This window comes from Serratia grimesii NBRC 13537, from assembly GCF_001590905.1.
In the GTDB taxonomy this organism is placed as follows: domain Bacteria; phylum Pseudomonadota; class Gammaproteobacteria; order Enterobacterales; family Enterobacteriaceae; genus Serratia; species Serratia grimesii.
On the sequence record NZ_BCTT01000002.1, the window covers coordinates 15,623 to 32,638 of the forward strand.

At 52.3% G+C, this 17,016-nt stretch carries 14 protein-coding genes; 5 read left to right on the plus strand and 9 right to left on the minus strand.

Features of this window, described 5'->3' with window-relative positions; genetic code table 11:
• Positions 1-29: 29 nt before the first annotated feature.
• On the minus strand, positions 30-1,568 hold the full coding sequence (locus tag SGR01S_RS01035) for a long-chain-fatty-acid--CoA ligase (RefSeq protein ID WP_061806267.1): 1,539 nt from the start codon (positions 1,566-1,568) through the stop codon (positions 30-32).
• Between the two features lie 216 nt (positions 1,569-1,784).
• On the opposite strand from SGR01S_RS01035, the gene SGR01S_RS01045 reads away from it, so the two are divergent.
• Positions 1,785-2,351, plus strand: a complete 567-nt coding sequence (locus SGR01S_RS01045; protein ID WP_061806268.1) for a DJ-1/PfpI family protein — start codon at positions 1,785-1,787, stop codon at positions 2,349-2,351.
• A 119-nt stretch (positions 2,352-2,470) separates the two neighbouring features.
• On the opposite strand, the gene SGR01S_RS01050 is transcribed toward SGR01S_RS01045, so the two are convergent.
• From SGR01S_RS01050 to SGR01S_RS01070, 5 genes are all read right to left on the minus strand, one after another.
• Positions 2,471-2,848 (minus strand): DUF1493 family protein, encoded by a 378-nt coding sequence (locus SGR01S_RS01050; protein ID WP_061806269.1) that lies wholly within the window; start codon positions 2,846-2,848, stop codon positions 2,471-2,473.
• A gap of 184 nt (positions 2,849-3,032) precedes the next feature.
• Positions 3,033-4,487, minus strand: a complete 1,455-nt coding sequence (locus SGR01S_RS01055; protein ID WP_061806270.1) for an efflux transporter outer membrane subunit — start codon at positions 4,485-4,487, stop codon at positions 3,033-3,035.
• A gap of 1 nt (position 4,488) precedes the next feature.
• Positions 4,489-7,644 (minus strand): efflux RND transporter permease subunit, encoded by a 3,156-nt coding sequence (locus SGR01S_RS01060; RefSeq protein WP_037415340.1) that lies wholly within the window; start codon positions 7,642-7,644, stop codon positions 4,489-4,491.
• Between the two features lie 2 nt (positions 7,645-7,646).
• Positions 7,647-8,801 carry an efflux RND transporter periplasmic adaptor subunit gene (locus tag SGR01S_RS01065; RefSeq protein ID WP_061806271.1) on the minus strand — a complete coding sequence of 385 codons (1,155 nt, stop codon included), beginning with the start codon at positions 8,799-8,801 and terminating at the stop codon, positions 7,647-7,649.
• Positions 8,802-8,947: 146 nt separating this feature from the next.
• Positions 8,948-10,462: an MDR family MFS transporter gene (locus SGR01S_RS01070; RefSeq protein WP_037415354.1), complete on the minus strand. Its 1,515-nt coding sequence runs from the start codon at positions 10,460-10,462 to the stop codon at positions 8,948-8,950.
• Positions 10,463-10,505: 43 nt separating this feature from the next.
• On the opposite strand from SGR01S_RS01070, the gene SGR01S_RS01075 reads away from it, so the two are divergent.
• Positions 10,506-11,204: a TetR/AcrR family transcriptional regulator gene (locus SGR01S_RS01075; RefSeq protein WP_061806272.1), complete on the plus strand. Its 699-nt coding sequence runs from the start codon at positions 10,506-10,508 to the stop codon at positions 11,202-11,204.
• 98 nt (positions 11,205-11,302) lie between these two features.
• Positions 11,303-11,506, plus strand: coding sequence for a hypothetical protein (locus tag SGR01S_RS01080; RefSeq protein ID WP_037415360.1), 204 nt, complete (start codon positions 11,303-11,305; stop codon positions 11,504-11,506).
• A 94-nt stretch (positions 11,507-11,600) separates the two neighbouring features.
• On the opposite strand, the gene SGR01S_RS01085 is transcribed toward SGR01S_RS01080, so the two are convergent.
• Complete coding sequence (locus SGR01S_RS01085) at positions 11,601-12,728, minus strand: agmatine deiminase family protein (RefSeq protein WP_061806273.1); 1,128 nt, start codon at positions 12,726-12,728, stop codon at positions 11,601-11,603.
• A 148-nt stretch (positions 12,729-12,876) separates the two neighbouring features.
• Here SGR01S_RS01085 and SGR01S_RS01090 point away from each other — a divergent pair, with 148 nt between their 5' ends.
• On the plus strand, positions 12,877-13,740 hold the full coding sequence (locus SGR01S_RS01090; RefSeq protein WP_061806274.1) for a LysR family transcriptional regulator: 864 nt from the start codon (positions 12,877-12,879) through the stop codon (positions 13,738-13,740).
• 142 nt (positions 13,741-13,882) lie between these two features.
• Positions 13,883-15,556, plus strand: coding sequence for a gamma-glutamyltransferase (ggt, locus tag SGR01S_RS01095; RefSeq protein ID WP_061806275.1), 1,674 nt, complete (start codon positions 13,883-13,885; stop codon positions 15,554-15,556).
• A gap of 49 nt (positions 15,557-15,605) precedes the next feature.
• Here the strand turns inward: ggt and SGR01S_RS01100 are convergent, their stop codons facing one another.
• Positions 15,606-16,502, minus strand: a complete 897-nt coding sequence (locus SGR01S_RS01100; protein WP_218000713.1) for an SDR family oxidoreductase — start codon at positions 16,500-16,502, stop codon at positions 15,606-15,608.
• Between the two features lie 82 nt (positions 16,503-16,584).
• Positions 16,585-16,983, minus strand: coding sequence for a GlcG/HbpS family heme-binding protein (locus SGR01S_RS01105; protein WP_061806276.1), 399 nt, complete (start codon positions 16,981-16,983; stop codon positions 16,585-16,587).
• Positions 16,984-17,016: the final 33 nt, after the last annotated feature.

Sequence of the window (17,016 nt, forward strand, 5' to 3'; positions counted from 1 at the left end):
AGGCCGGGAGTCTTTTATGAGTGCCCCCTTCAACGCAACAGTCGTTTCAGCACCTTCCCAGTACTGGTCATCGGCAACCGCTCAACAAACTCGACGATACGCGGGTATTTAAACGCCGCCAACCGCTCTTTGGTCCACGCGATCAACGCGTCTTCACTCACCGGTTCGTCCAGATCCTTCATCACCACCACAGCTTTAATCTCTTCGCCAAGTGATGGATGCGGTATGCCAATCACTGCCACAAAGGACACTGCCGGATGGCGGATCATCAGTTCTTCCACTTCTCGCGGATACACATTGAAGCCACCGCGAATAATCACATCTTTTGACCTGTCGACAACAAAATAGAAGCCATCGGCATCACACCGTGCCAAATCACCGGTTCTAAACCACCCATTCTCCAACACCTCAGCCGTCGCTTCTGGGCGGTTTAGGTAGCCTTTCATCACGTTGTGACCACGCACCGCAATTTCACCAACCTGATCTATGCCTTCTATCGTTTTACCGGTGACATCAACCAACCGCACTTCAATACCCCAGATAGGTTGGCCAATAGACCCCACTTTGTTGACTCGCCCCGGATGGTTAAAGGTGGCAACCGGGCTGGTTTCCGACAACCCATATCCTTCAAGTATGTTGACGCCAAAACGCCGGGCAAAATCCTCAATGATTTGGACTGGCAAACTGGCGCCACCGGACACGGCCATGCGCAAATTTTTACGTAACAGTGGCAGGTCTGCTGTATCGTCCAGCGAGTTCAATAATGCCCAGTACATTGTGGGGACGCCGGCAAAAAAGGTAATGCCATGCTGTTGCATCAGCACGATAGCCTGCTTCGCATCAAAACGCGGCACTAACACCAGTGTCGCGGCCAAGGCAAAACCGGCATTCATCTGCACCGTGGAGCCAAACGTATGGAATAGCGGCAACGTGACCAAGTGACGATCGGGACGTTCCACGGAACTGTTGAACAGTTGTACTGAACCCAGTGCATTTAACACCAGATTGGAATGGGTCAGCTCCGCGCCTTTGGCACGGCCCGTGGTGCCACTGGTATAGAGGATTACCGCAGTATCAGACTCCACCGTGGTGGCACTGTCAAAATGGGGGGGTTGTGTACTGATGGCTTGGCTGAAGCGGTCACCTGTGAGCGGTATGCTGTCGCCAATAATAATAAACTCACGGCAGTTTTCTGCGGTTTCGAAGGCACGCCGCGCCTCTTCCCCCAGGGGCAATCCCTGACTCCCTTCGAAACAAAAGAAGGCCACCGCCTGTGAGTCTTGCAGGTAATACTCAAATTCACCGGCTTTCAACAACGTGTTCAAGGGTACGACTACCGCACCGACTTTGAGCACGCCATAATAAATGGCCGGGAACTCCCATATGTTTGGACAAGCCAGCGCCACCCTTTCTCCAGGTTGCACCCGCAGAGTGACAAGCAGATTGGCAACCTGATTGGCTCGGTGATTAAGCTCAGCATAGGTGAGTTGGAATGTGTCTTGTACCAGTGCCAAACGATCTGGAAATGAACGCGCACTTTCTTCAAGCAATGTGGCCAGGTTTAGCATGTGATGTACTCGTAAGCAGAGACCGGGTATCTCCCGGCGAGCCAATGGATGAGATACTGCGCCACCTCGCTGAGGTTGCTCTCCCTGAACAGCCTACGGCGGAAAAAGCCACGGCACCAAAAAGTATAGACAAGGTCATACCTGTGTACAGGTTCGCGTTCCCCTGTTCAATAGTCTATATGTTAGGCATTCTTTCCCTCCCAGAGGACTGCCCCCATGAGTAAGAAAAAGATCCTGATGCTGGTCGGCGACTATGCCGAAGATTATGAAACCATGGTGCCGTTTCAGGCATTGCAGATGATTGGTCACCAGGTTGATGCAGTTTGCCCCGACAAAGTTAAAGGCGACTACATTATGACGGCGATCCATGATTTTGACGGCGCACAAACCTACAGTGAAAAACCCGGCCATCGTTTTACCTTAAATGCAGACTTTGCAGCAGCGAAAGAGGAAAACTACGACGCCTTGTTGATCCCCGGTGGCAGAGCCCCTGAGTATCTGCGCCTGAACCCGCAAGTCATTAAACTGGTACAAGCCTTTGATGCCGCCCGTAAGCCAATCGCAGCCGTTTGCCACGGGCCACAACTGTTGGCCGCCGCTGGTATTTTAAAAGGCAGAACCTGTAGTGCCTATCCGGCTTGTGCACCAGAAGTGCAATTGAGTGGTGGCCACTATGCGGACATTGGCATTGATCAAGCGCATGTTGACGGTAATCTGGTAACGGCTCCGGCATGGCCTGCACATCCGCAGTGGTTGGCAAAATTTGCCGAGTTGCTGGCTTAATAGCACCATAAGAAAAGCCCGGTATTAACGCCCGGGCCTTTCTTTGTTATTTATATGCGATAAATACCACATAATGAATTTGGCCACGAACACACTATTTTATCCAGAATGTCACCGCGTCACTTTAGTTGTTCTATCAGAAAATGGATGTCATACAACCAACGTTTGGCCCGGGCAGATCGCACCAGCATATAAACATACAAGGGCCTGATCCTTTCTATTTCAAGATCCCAGTGATTACTGCGGCGCGTTGATGAAGAAAATAACAGTGCTGATTTTGATGCCTGCCGAAAATATAACTCATGATTGTAATTGCTGCTATCGATAAGAAAAGCGTCGAAATAGCCACGCATCAACGTCTCCGACACCGGTAACGACAGATTGAGCTCTTTGTTTATTTCCGTATTAAGAGTAACGGCTATCCCCCGTTTGAGGAGGCTGGATGGGTTATATCGCTCAATTACCGAGATCACCTGTTGCTGAATATCACTTTCCATTTCAACCTCAAACTATTTGGCTGCGAGAATGATGCAATATCATTCAGACCCTGATGGTTGTTACGAGTTCTTTACAGCGAGGTTATTTTCCTTTTCTTTACACTTTCACCACAGAATGAATATAACAATACGCAGAGCGGAGTCACTCCACCCTGCGTAATAGCGTTATTGTCGGCGATAAAATTTATTGGGTTAGCGAGGCATTATTGGCGATCACACCGTCACTCTGTTTTTCTGCGGTAATACCGCCCCCCAAAACTTTATACAGCGTAATCAGGTTCTGATACTCGGTTTGCCGGGCGGTAATCAACGACTGGCGGGCGGTATACAATGTCCGTTGCGCATCCAGCATCGTCAGATACGTATCCACACCCTGTCGATAACGCAGTTCAGCGAGGCGGTAGTACTCTTGTGACGCCGCCACATAGCCAGTTTGCGCTGCCAACTGTTCCTGAATAGTCCCCTTGCGTGCCAACGCATCGGCAGTTTCCTGGAAGGCAGTCTGTATCGCTTTTTCATAGGTGGCGACATACAGGTCTTTCTGCGCTTTGGTGTAATTCAACTGCGCGGTGTTATAACCCCCGGTGAAGATCGGCAGACTGATGCTTGGCGCGAACGACCAAACGCCAACACCTTTGCTAAACAGTGACGACAGTTCCCCACTCCCCACTCCGCCGCTAGCCGTCAGGCTGATCGATGGGAAGAACGCCGCACGAGCAGAGCCAATGTTGGCATTGGCGGCTTTCAGGTTATGTTCGGCCTCCAGTACGTCAGGCCGGTTCAGCAACACTTGCGATGACACGTTAGCCGGCATGTCTTTCATGATGCCTGACAGTGCTTCAATATCCGTTGGCAGCAGGTTTTCTGGCACGCTTTGCCCCACCACCAGATCCAAGGCATTCTTTGCCTGTGCGGCACTGGTGGTATAACTGGCCACGTCCGATCGTGCCTGTTGATACACCGTGTCCGCCGAGGCGACATCGACCATCGACAAAATGCCGTTTTGTTGGTTTTTGCGTGTTACCTCCAGCGACAATCTGGCGCTTTCCATCGTGCTCTTAGCCACGGCGAGATTACTGCGTGCAGCCGCAACATCAACCCAGTCGGTGACAATATCGGCGATCAACGTCAGACGCGTGCTTTTCGCCGCTTCTGATTCCGCCAGATAGGTTTCAAAGGTAGAACGCGACAGACTGCGATTTTTGCCGAATAAATCCAGTTCAAATGCACTGGTGCCTGCCGTAGCTTCGTAGCTCTGGCTTATTGCTGTGGCGTTACCGTTGCCGGTCAGCGCACGACCACGACTGCCATCCACTCCGGCATTAATGGTTGGGAACAAATCAGAACGCTGTTCGCCGTATAGCGCCCGCGCCGATTCGATATTGGCAATCGCTTCACGCAGGTCACGACTGCTGCTCAGCCCCATTGCCACCACCTGCCGTAACTTGGCATCGACCACATAGTCATGCCAGGGGATATCCGGGTAGCTCAATGACAATTTACCGGAAGGTGCGGCATATGCCGCCCCCTGCGGCAGATTGGCAGGAACCGGCGCTTGTGGGCGCTGGTAGTCTGGATCCAGCGAGAGGCATCCCGCCAGTAGCAGCGGAAATGTCAGAGTGATTAAACGTTGCAGCACATTATTCTCCTGCCTGTGGCGCAGTATTTTTTACCGGTGTAGCGAGGGGCGTTTTGCGTGAAAACATCCGGCGCACCAATACATAGAACAAAGGAACAAAGAAGATGGCCAATAACGTCGCCGTGATGGTGCCGCCAATGATCCCTGTACCAATGGCGATCCGGCTGTTGGCCCCTGCACCAGTGGAAACAGCCAACGGCAAGACACCGGCGCTAAACGCTAACGAGGTCATCAGGATAGGTCGCAAACGCATGCGGGACGCTTCTATGGCTGCGGCGATCAAGGTTTCACCCCGCTGGTATTTCTCTTCGGCAAACTCAACGATCAGGATCGCGTTCTTGGCCGACAAACCGATAATGGTCAGCAACGCTACCTGGAAGTAAATGTCATTTTCCAGACCGCGCAGCGTGATCGCCAACAGCGAGCCAACCACACCCATCGGCACCACCATCATCACTGCAAACGGAATGGACCAACTCTCATACAGCGCAGCCAGACACAGGAACACAACGACCAGCGAGATAGCATACAGCGATGCCGCTTGCCCACTGGTCAGCCGCTCCTGATAAGAAAGGCCGCTCCACGAGAAACTGCTGGCGGAGGAGAATTTTGCTGCCAGCGTTTCCATCTCATCCATCGCCGTGCCAGAACTGACACCGGGTGCGCCCTCACCGGTGATTTCAAAGGACGACAAGCCGTTGTAACGAGATAAGTTTTCCGGGCCGTAGATCCAATGGGAAGCGGCAAAGGCAGAAAACGGTGTCATGCTGGTGGTGCTTGTGCTGGATGTCCCGCGCACAAACCATTTATCGAGATCTTCCGGTTTGGAGCGATATTCCACGTCACCTTGCATATAGACTTTCTTCACCCGGTTGCGATCGATAAAGTCGTTGACGTAGGTGCTGCCGAACGCGCTGGACAGGGTGCTGCTAACGTCGCTGGCACTTAGACCTAACGCCTGCAATTTGTCGTTGTCGATCTCCACTTGCAGCTGCGGCGTATCCGGCAACGTGTTGGCACGTACGGCGCTCAGGCTCGGATTTTTACCCGCGGCGGCAATGATCTGATCGCGCATCACCTGTAGCTCCGCACGGGTGGTTGCCCCCTTGGCCTGCAACTCGAAGGTGAAACCGTCAGACTGGCCAAAACCATCAATCGCCGGCGGACTCATCGAGAAGACCTGCGCGTCGCGGATAGTGGCGAAGTGCGCCATTGCACGTTTGGCAATCGCATCGGCGGTATTCGCACTGCCGGTGCGTAGACTCCAGTCTTTCAGGCTAACGAAAGCCATACCGGCATTTTGCCCACTGCCGCTGAACCCAAAACCGTTAATGGTGAAAATAGTGCTGACATTGGCCTTCTCGTCGGTCAGGAAATAATCCTTCACCACGTCACTGACCGCAGCGGTACGGGCATTGGTTGCCCCGGCCGGTAACGTATACTGCACCATCACCACGCCCTGATCTTCGTTGGGCAAGAAGCCGGTCGGCAACCGCATATACATCACTGCGGCGGCGATCAACAAAAGGCCATACAGCAGCAGATAACGCATTGGGCTGTGGATCACCCGGCCAACTTTGTCTGCGTACTTTTCCTGCAGACGGTTATAGCCGCGGTTGAACTTGCCAAGCAGACCTTTGTTGGTCAGATCGTCATGGGCAGGTTTCAGCAAAGTCGCACAGAGTGCCGGTGCCAGCGTCAGTGCCAGGATCACCGACAGCACCATAGAAGCCACAATGGTGACGGAGAACTGGCGATAGATCACCCCGGTCGAACCACCAAAGAACGCCATTGGCAGGAATACCGCTGACAGCACCATGGCAATACCCACCAATGCGCCAGTGATCTCCGACATCGATTTTTCCGTTGCCTCGCGCGGTGGCAGTTTCTCTTCTCGCATCACGCGTTCGACGTTCTCTACCACCACGATGGCGTCATCGACCAACAGGCCGATCGCCAACACCATACCAAACAGGGTCAGCGTGTTGATCGAATAGCCGAAAGCGGCGAGCACACCAAAGGTACCCAGCAACACCACCGGCACGGTAATGGTCGGGATCAGTGTGGTGCGCAGATTCTGCAAGAACACAAACATCACGATCACCACCAACACCACTGCCTCGATCAGCGTTTTCACCACTTCTTCGATCGAGATGTTAATAAAGTCGGTGCTGTCTTTCGGGTAAGCTACCTTGTAACCATTCGGCATGGACGTTTGGTATTCCGCCACTTTTGCCTTAACCAATTTGGCGGTGTTGAGCGCGTTGGCACCGGCAGCCAATTTAACCGCAATGCCGGACGCAGGATGACCATTCAACCGAGCGCTGGAGGAGTAGTCCTCATTGCCCAGCTCAACCCGCGCCACATCGCCCAAGCGTACCAGCGCCCCGCTGCTGTCACTTTTCAGGATGATATTGCGGAACTGCTCCGGCGTTTGCAGACGTGATTGCGCCTTCACGGTAGCGGTCAGTTGTTGATCGGCTCCCGATGGCAAATCGCCGATCTTACCGGCTGAAACCTGGGTATTTTGCGCCTCAATGGCCGTTTCCACATCAGATGGCATCAATGAATAGGACGCCAGCTTGGTTGGGTTCAGCCAAATGCGCATGGCATATTCTGAACCGAATACCTGCACGTCGCCGACGCCCTCAATACGTGACAAGGGATCTTGAATGTTACTCACCAGGTAGTCAGAAATATCCGCCATGCTGGCCTTGTCCGTCTCGTCATACAGACCGACGATCAGCAAAAAGCTGCTCTGCGATTTCTTAACCGTCACCCCTTGGGCGGTGACCTCGGTCGGTAAACGGCTTTCCGCCTGCTGTACCTTGTTCTGTACCTGAACCTGGGCAATATCTGGGTCCGTGCCTTGATCGAAGGTCACGTTAATACTCACTGAACCGTCAGAACTGCTGGTCGCCGAAAAATAAAGCAACCCATCCAAGCCGGTGAGCTGCTGTTCAATCACCTGAGTAACGCTATTTTCCAGGGTTTCCGCATCTGCGCCCGGATAAGTTGCGGAAATGGAAATCTGCGGTGGCGACACGTCAGGATATTGCGAAATGGGCAGCGAATTGATCGACATCAGGCCGCACAACATGATGATGATCGCAATCACCCAGGCAAACACCGGGCGACGAATAAAGAATTGCGCCATGGTTACTGTTCCCCGCCGTTAGCCACAGCGGTATCCGCCTGTTTTTGCACGTCAACCGCTTTGACCTCAGCGCCGACAGCCACCTTGCTGGTGCCTTCGACGATCAACCGGTCACCTTCACTCAGCCCTTTACTGACCAGCCAACTACTGCCAATAACTTGCTCGGTAGTAACAGTGCGCTGCTCAACCTTGTTCTGTGCGTTAACCACCAGCGCGGTCGCCTCACCCTTAGCGTTGCGGGTTATGCCCTGTTGTGGCGCCAGAATCCCCTTGGGATCGACACCGTTATCAACTTTGGCGTGAACATACATACCGGGTAATAATTCGTGTTCCGGATTGGGGAATACGGCGCGCAGCGTGACAGAGCCCGTAGACTCATCTACCGACACTTCTGTCAGTTCAAGTTTGCCTGAGTGAGAATAAGGCGTACCGTCTTCGAGATTGATGGTTACCGGCGTGACATCGTCACGTTGTAACGAAGCCTGTTGTTTGCGTAATTTCAGCAGTTGGCTGCTGGACTGTGTGAGATCGACGTAGACAGGATCAAGCGCACGAATGGTTGCCAGTGCATCTGTCTGGCTGGCAGTCACCAACGCACCAGGGGTAACCGAAGAAATACCGATACGGCCGGAGATGGGCGCACGCACCTGTGTATAGGCAAGATTTATCTTGGCCGTTTCCAGCGCAGCCTTGTACTGTGCAACAGCGGCAACGGCTTCCAGATAGGTCGCCATTGCATCATCTGCATCTTGCTTGGATACGCCATTCTCTTTAACCAAAACAGCGTAGCGTTGCGCTTTCAGACGGCTGGAATTCACCGTGGCCTGGGCACTTTTTACCTGTGCGGCCGCTTGATCATAACTCGCCTGATAGGTCGCTGGGTCGATTTGATATAACACCTGGCCGGCTTTGACCTCCGCACCTTCGGTAAATAGGCGACGTTGGATAATGCCTTCCACCTGAGGACGGACATCCGAGGTCATGGTGGCGTTCACTCGACCGGTCAGATCACTGCTCAGCGTTACAGATTGACCATGCAGTGTCGCCACCCCAACCTCCTGCACGCCACTGGCGCCTGTGGGGGCGCTGCCACTTTGGCCATCACAGGCGGCCAGTAACAACGACAGGCTGACAAGAAAAACCTTTTTCCTTTGCATCGACTTTCTATCCTATTGAGAACGTTTATTCTCAATATATAGAAAGCGACGTTTTTAGTCTGACAGGGTTGCGTAAGGATTCAGTAAAATTGCATCGCAGAGCATGAAGAGAGCCGGTGCGCGCTTACGACGCACCGGCGAACAGGCTATTTCTTCCGAAGTGGGATATCTTTCAGCAACCAGGTTAACGCAAAGGCCAGTGCCATCACCACGGCGGCAATTTGGTACACCGAGTGAATCGCACCACCGAATGCCTGCAAGTAGTCCTGTTGCAGCGCTGCTGGTAGATGATGCACGGCAGTTGCCCCCAGTGAGCGAGGCAACTCAGCACCTTCAGGCAGTAGACTGGACAGACGGCTGTGCAATACGTTGGTAAAGATCGCGCCAAATACGGCGACCCCAATAGACCCCCCGATAGAACGAAATAGCGTGGCACTGGAGGTCGCGACCCCCATGTGTTTCGGCTCTACGCTGTTTTGTGCCGCGAGGATCATTACCTGCATCACCATACCCAATCCTAGCCCCAACAGGCTGATGTAGAGATACAACAAATGCACCGGGGTCGAGTTTTTCAGCGTACCCAGCAGTATCATCCCTGCCAACGCACATAACGTGCCGATGATCGGAAAGATGCGGTATTTACCGTGCTTACTGATCAACCGTCCGCTGATGATCGAGCTGATCATAATCCCGCCCATTAGCGGTAATAATTGCATCCCAGCCTGTGTCGGTGTGGAATCCTTCACCACCTGCAAATACAACGGCAGGAAGGTCACCGATCCAAACAGCGACATGCCGACAATAAAGCCTATTAATGCACACAACACAAAGGTGCGATTACGGAACAGCCCTAACGGGATGATTGGCTCACTCGCCAGTCGCTCTTCGTAGATAAACCCGCCTATCGACACCAGGCCAAAGGCTAAAATGCACCACAGTTGGCCGTCGGACCAGGCCATTACGGTGCCGCCCTGGCTGGTAAACAAGATGATGCAGGTCAATGCCGCTGCGAGATAGCTGGCCCCGAGAAAATCAATTTCATGTTTAACCCGATTGACCTTGGACTGGAATACCGCGCCAATCACCAACAGCGCAAAAATCCCCAGCGGCAGGTTGATATAGAAAATCCAACGCCAAGAGAAATGTTGCACCAGCACCCCACCAATCAGCGGCCCAACCACCGTCGCCAGACCAAAGACCCCGCCAAATAACCCTTGATAGCGCCCACGATCGGCCGGTGGGATCACATCGCCAACCACGGCCATGGTTACCACCAGCAAGCCACCCCCGCCCAGTCCTTGCAACGCACGCATCAGGATAAGTTCCGTCATATTCTGGGCTAACCCGCACAGCACGGAACCGAGCAAGAACACCACAATAGCGATCTGCAATACGATCTTGCGACCGAACAGATCGCCGAACTTGCCATACAGCGGCACCACAATGGTCGACGCCAGCAAATAAGCGGTCACCACCCACGACAGGTTCTCCAGACCACCGAATTCACCGACGATGGTCGGCAACGCAGTAGAGACAATCGTCTGATCGAGCGCCGCCAGTAACATGACCAGCAGCAGTGCTGAGAACAACAAACGGATCGAGGGGGCCTGTTCCGACACCCTGCCGTTTTCTTCGTTGCCTGCTACGTTATCAGTACCCATTTAAGTGAGCCCGCTTGTAATTAATTAATCGAGTAATTAATATATGAGTTATTCTTTTCTCCGGTCAATGGATCTCACCGCGATGACAGCACAAAACGTTCAAAAACCACGACGGCCCGGCCGCCCTAGCGGCAGCGCTAATGGCGCAGAAAAACGCGAGCATTTGCTCGACACGGCGCTGAATATGTTTGCCCGTCAAGGCATTGCTGATACATCGCTGAATTCCATTGCCCGCGAGGCCGGCGTAACCCCTGCCATGCTCCACTACTATTTTCACAACCGTGAACAGCTATTGGATGTGCTGATCGACGAACGTTTTCTGCCGGTAAGGCTTGCCGCTGGCAGTGTGTTTGACGCGCATACAGACGACCCGGTAGCCGCCTTCACCCAACTGGCGCAGCGGTTTATCGATATCTCGACTGATCATCCGTGGTTTGCCCCACTGTGGTTGCGTGAAGTAATGAGCGATAACGGCGTTCTGAAGCAGCGCATGAACGAACGTTTTGGTGATGCGCAACGCAAAACGGCGCTGCAATCGATCACTCGCTGGCAGGCAGAAGGCAAGCTGAATGCAGGCCTGGAGCCATCACTGATGTTTATTACCCTGTTTGGCATGACGCTGTTGCCATTAGCCACTGCGCCAAAATGGCAGCGCAATGACGATGATCATCCATTGAACGCTGACGTTATTGCCCGTCACGCCATCACGCTGCTTACCCAGGGGCTGGGACCACAACGCTGAAAGGTGAGATCGCTTAGAAAATGGGAACGAACGATTTGCGTTGGGCCGTATAGATGAGAGATTGTAATATAACGTCTTTAAGATCGAAGGGATTAACGATGAAACAGGAACGGCGTAAAAGATTGGCACAGGTCGCAGGTATCTCTTTCGCAGTCTATTTGATAACACATATCGGGGAGTTTCATTTTCCCAACTCCCTGATTAAAGCCTGCTTTGCTTCAATCATCATCACCCTGCTTTACGCATTCCTTTCAAGCCATTTCTGGAAAAAGTATGTTTTAAAACTAAAGGATTATCAATAAACTACTACTTCTCGAGCGGGTTTGTGGAATACACTGACAAGCCATCAGAATTATACAAACAGGGCCAAAAGTGGCCCTGTTTTGCGAATGCTATTTACACTGCCGGCAGTTGGTTGGTCACGCAGTGAATCCCCCCGCCGCCGGCGGCAATGGCGTCAATATTCACCTGTACCACTTCACGCTCAGGGTAAAGCTCCGTTAATAAATTCAGTGCTTCGGTGTCTGCCTCAGGGTCACCAAACTCCGGGGCAATAACCGCACCGTTGATCACAAAGTAATTGATATATCCCGCAGCAAAATCCGGATTACCCTTGCTGAAACGACTGCGACGTGGATCCATCGGGGGCGACATCGTATGGACCTTTAACTTGCGACCATCAGCATCAGTCGCTTGTTTGAGGATAGCCAGATGGGCCTGCGTCACCTTGTGGTCGTAAGATTCAGGATCGGTATCCAGATTGGCAACCACGACCCCTGGACTGGCAAAGCGTGCATAAAAATCGACGTGGGCATCCGTAATATCTTTACCTTTAATTCCCGGCAGCCAGATGATTTTGCGCAGGCCGAGCATGTCTTTTAACTCTTGTTCCACCCGGTCACGGCTCCAGCCAGGGTTACGGTTAGCATTGACCCAACTGCTCTCGGTCATGATCCCGGTGCCATGGCCATCCACCTCTATGCCGCCGCCTTCACCCACCAGTCCGCTGCGCCGTATATTGGCGACGCCGTAATGTTTCGCTTCAAATGCCGCCAGGCGCGAATCGTAGGTATGCTGTTGTTTGTTACCCCAACCATTAAAGTTGAAGTCCACGGCCCCCAGCTTACCTTTATCGTTAATCACAAAGTTGGCGCCAATGTCGCGCATCCAAATATCATCAAGCTCAGTGATAATGAAGGTCACATTGTGAGTACCGCATTTCTCTTCGGCCAATTGCCGTTCATTCTCTCGGCAAAACACCGTTAACGGCTGATATTGAGCGATTGCACGGGCCACTCGCCCCAAAGCATCTTGTACGCCCGATGTGTAATCAGCCCAAATCGCCCGCTGCGCACCAAAGGAGATAAACGCGCGCTGCTGCACCTCTCCTTCATCAGGCATACGCCAGCCTTCTCCACGTATAGCCTGTGCAGCATGGGCGGGTAACGACAGCCCCATAGAGGCTGTTAGGCTCATGCCGGCAATCAGGGATGCCTGCTTAATAAATTCGCGACGCGTTGACATGGTTTGCTCCTGTATTGCCATCATTGAAATAAGATATTCTGTTCAGCTGAAGACGGCATGATTTTGATGTAATACATGTTAAAGCTTCCAATACAGCCTGAACAAACGATACATTTAGCAGACACGTGATTAGACAGGCTTATCGATAATGTTAAAACACTGGCCGCCAATGAATGCATTACGCGGGTTTGAAGCCGCCGCCCGGCTAGGCAGCTTCCACCAGGCCGCAGACGAACTGCACCTCACCCAGTCTGCCATCAGCCAACAGATACGCAGTCTGGAGGCCTTTCTTGAACAACCCTTGTTCTTTCGCAGTGGTCGCAGCGTCAGCCTTACCGACGCCGGTCACGATCTCTATAGCACCGCACAGGTGATGCTTCAGCAACTGGCTATCGGTATCCGTCGTTTAGAGCAGTACCGTAAACCTAATCAACTGATCGTCAACACTACCCCGGCGTTTGCCCGTCACTGGTTGGTACCACACCTGAAGAGTTTTAATCGACTGCATCCAGATATCGACGTGTGGTTGTTCACGACCTTTGATCCGCCGGATATGGCGACAGAAACCATCGATTTGGCGATCCGCGACGATCTCAGTGCCCAAGCGGAATGCAGCTTCAGAATATTGCATCAGGATCGGCTATATCCGGCATGCCACCCTGACTTGCTGAACGTTGAGGCCGAACAGCGCACCACTTTGCATGGTGAACGCGAAATGGACTGGAGCCATTGGGTCCTTCAGGGCGGCATCAACATCGGGCAAAGCAGCCATGGGCTGAATTTCTCAGACCCTGGGCTGTTGCTGGATGCCGCCTGCGACGGTCTTGGCGTCGCATTGGTTAGCCAACTGTTGGCACAACACGCGCATGACAGAGGGTTGCTGACCTCTTTGACGGAACAAAATGTACGTGGTCCCAATTGGGCATGGCTGATTCATCGCGACAGTGAAAACAATCCGTTTACCCAACATTTTTGTGAGTGGTTGCTAACCCAATTACCTCACGCGGTTTAACGTTCTAGCTCACGGTTCCAGACGGTGAATAAAGCACGCCGGATTGTGCAGTGCTACTTTCAATCAAGCGCCCACAGAATGGCGCTAAGTGATTGTTGAGATTGAATTCACCTGTCATCGTTCAATTCGAAAAGGAACCGCTATGCATTCTGTCATATTGAAAACATTAGCACTTGGCGTGGCGCTTGCCACCTTCAGCCCCTCGCTATTGGCTGTGAATTTGAATGCCGGTGCCGTGGCGGCACCGGATCAATACGGCGCAAAAGTGGCCGCACAAATTTTGCAAGCTGGTGGCAATGCGGTAGATGCTGCGGTAGCTACCGCATTTACCCTGGCGGTAACCTACCCAGAAGCCGGTAATATTGGTGGCGGTGGCTTTATGACGCTGTACATCGACGGTAAACCCTATTTCCTCGATTACCGTGAAATTGCCCCAAAAGCGGCCACCAAAACCATGTACCTGAATAAAAACGGTGACGTTATTGAAAATCTCAGCCTGGTGGGCACCAAGGCGGCCGGTGTACCAGGCACGGTGTTAGGCCTGTGGGAGGCACATAAACGCTTTGGCAAATTGCCTTGGGCAGAGCTCCTTACCCCAGCTATCGGCTACGCGCAGCAAGGGTTTAAAGTGGCCGATCAGCAATATCAGTACCGTGAGGACGCCAATAAGCTGTTTGCCGGTCAAACCAACTTTGGTGATTACTTTGGCAACATGAAACCCGGTGCGGTGTTTAAACAACCTGAACTGGCTAAAACGCTGGAACGCATCGCCAACAAAGGTGCCGACGACTTCTATCAGGGTGAAACTGCCAAACTGCTGGTGGCACAGATGCAGCGTGATGGCGGCCTCATCACGCAGTCTGATCTGACTGACTATCGCGTGAAATGGCGCGATCCGATGCAAATCGCTTGGCGCGGTAACATCATCTATACCGCTCCGCTGCCCAGTTCCGGGGGGATCGCGCTGGCGCAGCTATTGGGAATAAAAGAGGACCGCGCTGCCGATTTCAAAGGTGTAGAACTGAATTCCGCACGTTACATTCACCTGTTGTCTGAGATTGAAAAACGTGTATTTGCCGATCGCGCAGACTATCTCGGCGATCCGGACTTCACTCATGTGCCTGTCGACAAGCTGATCGCCCCGGACTACTTGCAAAAACGGGCGGCGGAGATCAACCCAATCGCGATTTCACCGACCGAAAAGGTGCGCCCTGGGCTTGAGCCCCATCAGACCACCCATTTTTCGATTGTTGATGCCCAAGGTAATGCGGTCAGCAACACCTACACGTTGAACTGGGACTTCGGCAGTGGCGTGGTGGTGAAAGGCGCGGGCTTCCTGCTGAATGACGAAATGGACGATTTTAGCGCCAAGCCGGGCGTGGCTAATGCCTTCGGTGTCGTAGGCAGTGACGCTAACGCCATTGAACCAGGCAAGCGCATGCTCTCTTCCATGAGCCCGACTATCATCACACGTGACGGCGACGTTAGTCTGGTCATTGGTACGCCGGGTGGCTCACGTATCTTTACCTCGATTTTCCAGGTAATCAACAATATCTATGATTATCACTTACCCTTAGAAAAAGCGGTTGCTGCGCAGCGCGTTCATCATCAGTTGCTACCGAAAGACACCATTTTCTACGACGGTTTTGCCCCACTGACTGGCAAAGTGGCCGAACAGCTGAAAGCGATGGGTTATAAACTGGAGGATCAAGGCTGGTATATGGGGGATATTCAGGTAATACGCGTTAACGGTAACACACCGGAAACCGCATCCGACCCACGGGGCCGCGGCATGGGACTGGTGGTGAAAAAGTAATATGATATGGCCGACCCGCACGTCGAATCGTGGGTCGGCCATCATTCAGTTATTGCTTACGCGTCCATGCGTCATTTTGGTCATTCTTGACCACCTCAATGAAGGATTCAGGCAGCAGATTGCGGAATAACCCATTATCTTCTTCAATAACGCTGACCATTTTGTCGACCATCTCCTGTGGATCGAACTGATCAAATGGAAACTTGAGTTTGCTATGGTCGATGAAGTTCACCTTTGGGTCATACCACTTCCTGAAACTCTCCATCATTCGATCGTTAAAACCTGTCAGATAAGGCCCTGGATTTACCGTCGCTACTTTTACGCCGAAATCAGCCAGTTCCATACGTAAGGATTCGGCGATCGCTTCCAATGCATGCTTAGATGCACAATATGCACCGGTAAAGGCTCCGGTAAGCAAACCTGCAACCGAAGAAACGAAAACAATCTTGCCGCTCTTACGCTCTGCCATTTGTTTAATGAATCCCTGGGTCAGTGCCATACTGGAGAACACATTGGTTTCAAACTGGGCACGCAGCACATCAATGGGCATTTCTGCGACAGCACCCGCCTCAGCAATACCAGCATTATTGAACAAGACATCGATATTCCATTTCCACGCGTATTCTCGATCACGGTGATCCAAAATATCCAACTTTTCGACCTGTAACTCGACGCCCCGCTGTTTTGCCGCCTCGAGCAGTTGGGTTACCTGTGGCGTGAGTTGCACACCGGCAATGACTTTATGCCCGCGAGCGGCCAACGCCAATGAAACCTCTCGGCCAAAACCCGATCCTGCGCCTGTCACTAATACCGTTTTTTTAACCATCTGATTATTTCCTCTATCCACATTAATATGACTTGCATTAACGGTCATTGCGGGCAATACCGACGTTGCCGCGACCACACCGCTACTGATAATAAATTTCCTTCGGGTTATTCCATACATGCGCCCTCCTTCTGCATAAGCAGAATGATATAAGCCAGTAAATAGTTATTTAATTAACGCGATGACTAATAAGTAATGAGCATTACTTTAAGCAGGTTTCTGCGATATAAGCATCCTCATGAGATTTGGCGCCTGAAATGCCAATTGCGCCAATGAATTCATCTGTGGATGAATAGACTGGTAGTCCACCAGCAAAAGAGGCCAATCCCTGATTACTGTGTTCGATAGACCATAATTCCTGACCAGAACCTGAAAGCTGCCCCAGATCGGCACTAGGTATGCGAAATAACGCTGACGTTTTCGCTTTCCTTTGGGCCAAATCAATAGCTCCCAGCGGGGTATTATCCATACGTATAAAGGCAATCATATTGGCACCGTCGTCATAGACACAAATGCAAACGGCCACACCCTGCTGCCGAGCTGCCGCAACCCCTCTGGCAATCAATTGCTGGGCATAGTCCAGCGATAGCGATCCTGACATGGTGATTCCCCCCTATTAATGTAATCTTGGGGG

What these genes read in the sequence shown, in the direction of transcription:
- SGR01S_RS01035 (WP_061806267.1), bottom strand. Translation starts at nt 1,568, where the DNA reads ATGCTAAACCTGGCCACATTGCTTGAAGAAAGTGCGCGTTCATTTCCA.
- ggt (WP_061806275.1), top strand. Translation starts at nt 13,883, where the DNA reads ATGCATTCTGTCATATTGAAAACATTAGCACTTGGCGTGGCGCTTGCC.
- SGR01S_RS01050 (WP_061806269.1), bottom strand. Translation starts at nt 2,848, where the DNA reads ATGGAAAGTGATATTCAGCAACAGGTGATCTCGGTAATTGAGCGATAT.
- SGR01S_RS01075 (WP_061806272.1), top strand. Translation starts at nt 10,506, where the DNA reads ATGAGTTATTCTTTTCTCCGGTCAATGGATCTCACCGCGATGACAGCA.
- SGR01S_RS01090 (WP_061806274.1), top strand. Translation starts at nt 12,877, where the DNA reads ATGTTAAAACACTGGCCGCCAATGAATGCATTACGCGGGTTTGAAGCC.
- SGR01S_RS01070 (WP_037415354.1), bottom strand. Translation starts at nt 10,462, where the DNA reads ATGGGTACTGATAACGTAGCAGGCAACGAAGAAAACGGCAGGGTGTCG.
- SGR01S_RS01105 (WP_061806276.1), bottom strand. Translation starts at nt 16,983, where the DNA reads ATGTCAGGATCGCTATCGCTGGACTATGCCCAGCAATTGATTGCCAGA.
- SGR01S_RS01060 (WP_037415340.1), bottom strand. Translation starts at nt 7,644, where the DNA reads ATGGCGCAATTCTTTATTCGTCGCCCGGTGTTTGCCTGGGTGATTGCG.
- SGR01S_RS01065 (WP_061806271.1), bottom strand. Translation starts at nt 8,801, where the DNA reads ATGCAAAGGAAAAAGGTTTTTCTTGTCAGCCTGTCGTTGTTACTGGCC.
- SGR01S_RS01045 (WP_061806268.1), top strand. Translation starts at nt 1,785, where the DNA reads ATGAGTAAGAAAAAGATCCTGATGCTGGTCGGCGACTATGCCGAAGAT.
- SGR01S_RS01085 (WP_061806273.1), bottom strand. Translation starts at nt 12,728, where the DNA reads ATGTCAACGCGTCGCGAATTTATTAAGCAGGCATCCCTGATTGCCGGC.
- SGR01S_RS01080 (WP_037415360.1), top strand. Translation starts at nt 11,303, where the DNA reads ATGAAACAGGAACGGCGTAAAAGATTGGCACAGGTCGCAGGTATCTCT.
- SGR01S_RS01100 (WP_218000713.1), bottom strand. Translation starts at nt 16,502, where the DNA reads ATGTATGGAATAACCCGAAGGAAATTTATTATCAGTAGCGGTGTGGTC.